Genomic DNA, 5,046 nt, shown 5'->3' with positions numbered 1-5,046 from the left:
GGTTCGAGGACCGGGCCGGTATTGCCGCGGTCAACGGGCCTTCGTCCGTGGTGGTTTCGGGTGCGGAGGACGCCGTGGCGTCCGTGGTGGAGCGGCTGGCGGCCGAGGGGCGCAAGACCAAGGCCCTGACGGTCTCCCACGCCTTCCACTCGCCGCTGATGGACCCGATGCTCGACGCCTTCCGCGAGGTGGCGGAACTGGTCGCCTTCGGCACCCCGTCCCTGCCGGTCGTCTCCACCCTCACCGGGCGGATCGTCACGGCCGAGGAGTTTGGCTCGGCCGACTACTGGGTGCGCCACGTCCGCGAGGCCGTCCGCTTCGCCGACGCCGTCGACGGCCTGGCCCTCGAAGGCGTCCGCACCTTCCTGGAGATCGGGCCCGGCGGTGTCCTGACCGCCCTCGCCCAGGAACTCCTGGACGAACGCGCCCTCACCGTGCCCGTCCTGCGGGCCGACCGCGCCGAGCACCTGGCCGTCACCAGCGCGCTCGCCCGGCTCCACGTCCACGGCACCCCCGTCGACTGGGCCGCCGTCCACGCCGGACGCGGCGCCCGCCGCATCGACCTGCCCACCTACCCCTTCCAGTACGAGCACTACTGGCTCGACGCCCCGGCCGGCACGGGCGACGTCACCGCCGCCGGACTGGCCGGCGCCGACCACGCCCTCTTCGGGGCCACGGCCCTGCTGCCCGACGGCGCCGGCTCCCTGCTCACCGGACGCCTGTCCCTCACCACCCACCCCTGGCTGGCGGACCACGCCGTCTCCGGGGTGACCCTGCTCCCCGGTACCGCCTTCCTGGAGATGGCGGTACGCGCCGGCGACGAACTCGGCTGCGGCCGCGTCGAAGAGCTCGCCCTCGCCGCACCCCTGGTCCTCCCGGAGCAGGGCGCGGTCCAGGTCCGGGTGGTCGTCGGCACCGCGGAAGAGGACTCGGCCCGCCGCACGGTGAAGATCTACTCCCGCCCGGAGACCGCCGCCGAGGCCGACGGGGAGGACGCCTGGACGCGCCACGCGACCGGCTTCCTCGTCCCCGACACCGGACGGACACCCCCGGAAACGGACGCCACCTGGCCCCCCGCGGACGCCACCGCCGTCGACCTCCACGACTGCTACGGCCGGCTGGCCGACGCCGGCTTCGCCTACGGCCCGGTGTTCCAGGGGCTGCGCGCCCTCTGGCGGCGCGGCCGGGACGAGCTGTTCGCCGAGGTCGCGCTGCCCGACGGCACCCGGGTCGACGGGTTCGCCGTCCACCCCGCGCTCCTCGACGCGGCCCTGCACGCCATGGGCGTCGGGGAGTTCCTCGGCACCGACCACGCCGGCCGGCTCCCGTTCGCCTGGAGCGGCGTGAACGTGTACGGCAGCGGCGCCGAGACCCTGCGCGTCCGCCTGACCCGGGCCGCATCCGGGACCGACGCCGTGGAGCTGCGGATCGGCGACGCTCTGGGACGGCCCGTCGCCTCGGTCGACTCGCTGCTCCTGCGCACGGTCACCCCCGAGCAGCTCGCCGAAGCCGGCGCCGCCGCCCAGGGCGGTGCGGGGCTGCGGGACGCGCTGTTCCGGGTGGCGTGGGAGCGGTGCGAACCGGCCGCGGAGCCCGGGTCGGCCGCGCCGGTCCGGTGCGAGCGCCTCGCCGACCTGGACGGCGCCCCCGTACCCGAGAACGTGGCCCTCGTGCTGCCGGGCGCGGGAGAAGGGGCCGTACCGTCCGCCGCCACGCGCCGCGTCCTGGAGCTGCTCCAGGAGTGGCTCGGCGAGGACCGGTTCGCCGGCTCGCGCCTGGTGCTCGTGACGCGCGGCGCGGTCGACGCGACCACCGCCACCGGGGCCGGGGCGCACGCCGTCGACCCCGCGCAGGCCGCCGTCTGGGGCCTCGTGCGCTCCGCCCAGTCGGAGAACCCCGGCCGGTTCGTGCTGGTGGACGGCGACGGCGACGAGCACGGGGCGGCGCTGGCGGCCGCCGTGGCCTGCGGCGAGCCGCAGGTGGCGCTCCGTGACGGGGCCCTGCTCGTCCCGCGCCTCGTACGGGCCGACGAACCCGCCCCGGCCGAGCACGCCCCCGCCGCCTTCCCGGCCGACGGAACGGTGCTCATCACCGGCGCCTCGGGTGCCCTGGGCCGGCTGGTCGCCCGCCACCTCGTCACCGAGCACGGCGTACGGCACCTGCTGCTGGCCGGCCGGCGGGGCCAGGACGCGCCCGGCGCCGCCGAGTTCACGCGGGAGCTGCGGGACCTGGGCGCCGAGTCCCGGACCGTGGCCTGTGACGTCGCGGACCGCGACGCGCTCGCCGACCTGCTGGCGACGGTCCCCGCCGAGCACCCGCTGGCCGCCGTGGTCCACGCGGCCGGGGTGACCGACGACGGCACCGTCACCGCCCTCACCCCGGACCGCGTCGACCGGGTGTTCCACCCGAAGGCCGACGCGGCCCTCCACCTCCACGAACTGACCCGCGACGCCGACCTGTCCGCCTTCGTCCTGTTCTCCTCCGCCGCCGGCACCCTCGGCAGCGCCGGACAGGCCAACTACAGCGCCGCGAACTCCTTCCTCGACGCCCTGGCCGCGTCCCGCCGGGCCGAGGGGCTCCCCGCGGTGTCCCTCGCCTGGGGCCTGTGGGCGCAGAGCAGCACGCTCACGGCCCGGCTGGCCGCCGCCGACCGGCAGAGGATCAGCCGCTCCGGACTGATCGCCCTGGAGGCCGAGGAGGGCCTGGCGCTCTTCGACGCCGCCTGCCGCTCCGAGCGGGCCGTCCTGGTCCCCGCCCGCCTGGACACCGAGGCGCTGCACGCCCAGGCCCGCGCGGGCGCCCTGCCGCCGCTGCTGCGGAAGCTGGTGCGCACCTCCGTACGGCGCAGCCTCGAAGGGGCCCCGCAGACGGCGGCCGGCCAGACCACGGCGGCCGGCCGGCTCGCCGCCCTGCCGGCGGACGAGCGGCAGGCGTTCGTCCTCGACCTGGTCCGCACCCAGGTGGCGGCCGTCCTCGGGCACGCGTCCGCACGGTCGGTCGCGGTGGACCGGCAGTTCAGGGACCTCGGCTTCGACTCGCTGACCGCGGTCGAACTCCGCAACACCCTCAACTCCGCCACCGGACTGCGGCTGCCCGCGACCCTCGTCTTCGACCACCCGACGCCCGAGGCACTGACCCGCCTGCTGCTGACCGAACTGCTGGGCGCGGACGCCGACCCGGCGCAGCCCGCCGCGGCCGTCCAGGTCGCCTCCGCCGACGATCCGATCGTGATCGTGGGGATGAGCTGCCGGTATCCGGGTGGGGTGCGTTCTCCGGAGGACCTGTGGCGGTTGGTCGCGGAGGGTGGTGACGCGGTCGGCGGGTTCCCGGTGGACCGCGGCTGGGCGTTGGAGGGGCTGTATCACCCGGATCCGGATCATGCGGGGACGAGTTATGCCCGTGAGGGCGGGTTCCTCTATGAGGCGGGGGAGTTCGACGCGGCGTTCTTCGGGATCTCGCCGCGTGAGGCGTTGGCGATGGATCCGCAGCAGCGGTTGCTGTTGGAGACCTCGTGGGAGGTGTTCGAGCGGGCCGGGATCGATCCGGCGTCGCTGAAGGGCTCGCGTACCGGGGTGTTCGCCGGGGTCATGTACCACGACTACGGCTCCCAGCTCGGCGGGACCGTACCCGAGGGGCTCGAAGGACACCTCGGCATGGGCACCTCCGGCAGCGTGGCCTCGGGCCGACTCTCGTACACCTTCGGCCTGGAGGGACCGGCGGTGACCGTGGACACGGCCTGCTCCTCGTCGCTGGTGGCCCTGCACCTCGCGGCGCAGGCCCTGCGGCAAGGCGAGTGCTCCATGGCCCTCGTGGGCGGGGTCACCGTCATGGCGACCCCCAGCACCTTCGTGGAGTTCAGCCGCCAGCGCGGCCTGGCCGCAGACGGCCGCTGCAAGGCCTTCTCGGCCGACGCGGACGGCACCGGCTGGTCGGAGGGCGTGGGCATGCTCCTGGTGGAGCGGCTCTCCGACGCCCGCCGCAACGGCCACCGGGTGCTCGCGGTGGTCCGCGGGTCGGCCGTGAACCAGGACGGTGCGTCCAACGGCCTGACCGCCCCGAACGGGCCCGCGCAGCAGCGGGTCATCCGCCAGGCCCTCGCGCAGGCCGGCCTGTCGACGGCCGACGTCGACGCCGTCGAGGCGCACGGCACGGGCACCACCCTCGGCGACCCGATCGAGGCCCAGGCCCTCCTGGCCACCTACGGGCAGGAGCGGGACGCGGACCGGCCGCTGTGGCTGGGCTCGCTGAAGTCCAACATCGGGCACACGCAGGCCGCCGCCGGCGTCGCCGGTGTGATCAAGATGGTCATGGCGATGCGCCACGGAGTCCTCCCCAGGACCCTCCACGCCGATGAGCCGTCCCCCCACATCGACTGGTCGACGGGGTCGGTACGGCTGCTGAACGAGGCCCGCGAGTGGGCCGCGGACGGCGGCCGTCCGCGCCGGGCGGGCGTCTCCTCCTTCGGCGTCAGCGGCACCAACGCCCACGTCGTCCTGGAACACGCCCCCGGCACGGAGCCCGCCCCGGCGGCCACCGGTGCTGCCGACGGCTCCGGAGCCATCGCGTGGGTGCTGTCCGCCAAGGACGAGACCTCCCTGCGCGCCCAGGCGCAGCGCCTCGCGGAGCACGTCATCGAGCACCCGGCCCTCGGACTCGCCGACATCGGACGCTCGCTCGCCCTGTCACGCGCCTCGATGGAGCTGCGGTCCGCCGTGGTCGGGTCCGGACGCGCGGAGCTGCTGGCGGGCCTGGAGGCCATCGCCACGGGCCGGCAGGCGGCCGGGGTCGTACGCGGTGAAGCCGATCACGCCGGCGGCAGCCGGACGGCGTTCCTCTTCTCGGGGCAGGGCAGTCAGCGCCCGGGTATGGGGCGTGAACTGTACGCCGCCTTCCCGGCGTTCGCCGACGCCTTCGACGAGGTCTGCGCCCACCTGGACACCCACCTGGAACTGCCTCTGCGGGAGGTGGTGTTCGGGGAGGATGCGGAGCTGCTGGACGAGACGCGGTTCACCCAGCCGGCGTTGTTCGCGGTGGAGGTGGCGTTGT

Annotated in this window: 1 protein-coding gene; it reads left to right on the top strand. The window is 75.5% G+C overall.

The genetic code is table 11. The features are described from left to right. On the top strand, positions 1-5,046 hold a 5,046-nt coding region (locus ACIRBY_RS38595), incomplete at both ends, for an SDR family NAD(P)-dependent oxidoreductase (RefSeq protein ID WP_403910123.1).

Source organism: Streptomyces sp. NPDC096136, assembly GCF_044763325.1.
In the GTDB taxonomy this organism is placed as follows: Bacteria; Actinomycetota; Actinomycetes; order Streptomycetales; family Streptomycetaceae; genus Streptomyces.
Note: the sequence above shows the minus strand (reverse complement) of the source record. Positions and strands in the feature narration are given on the sequence as shown.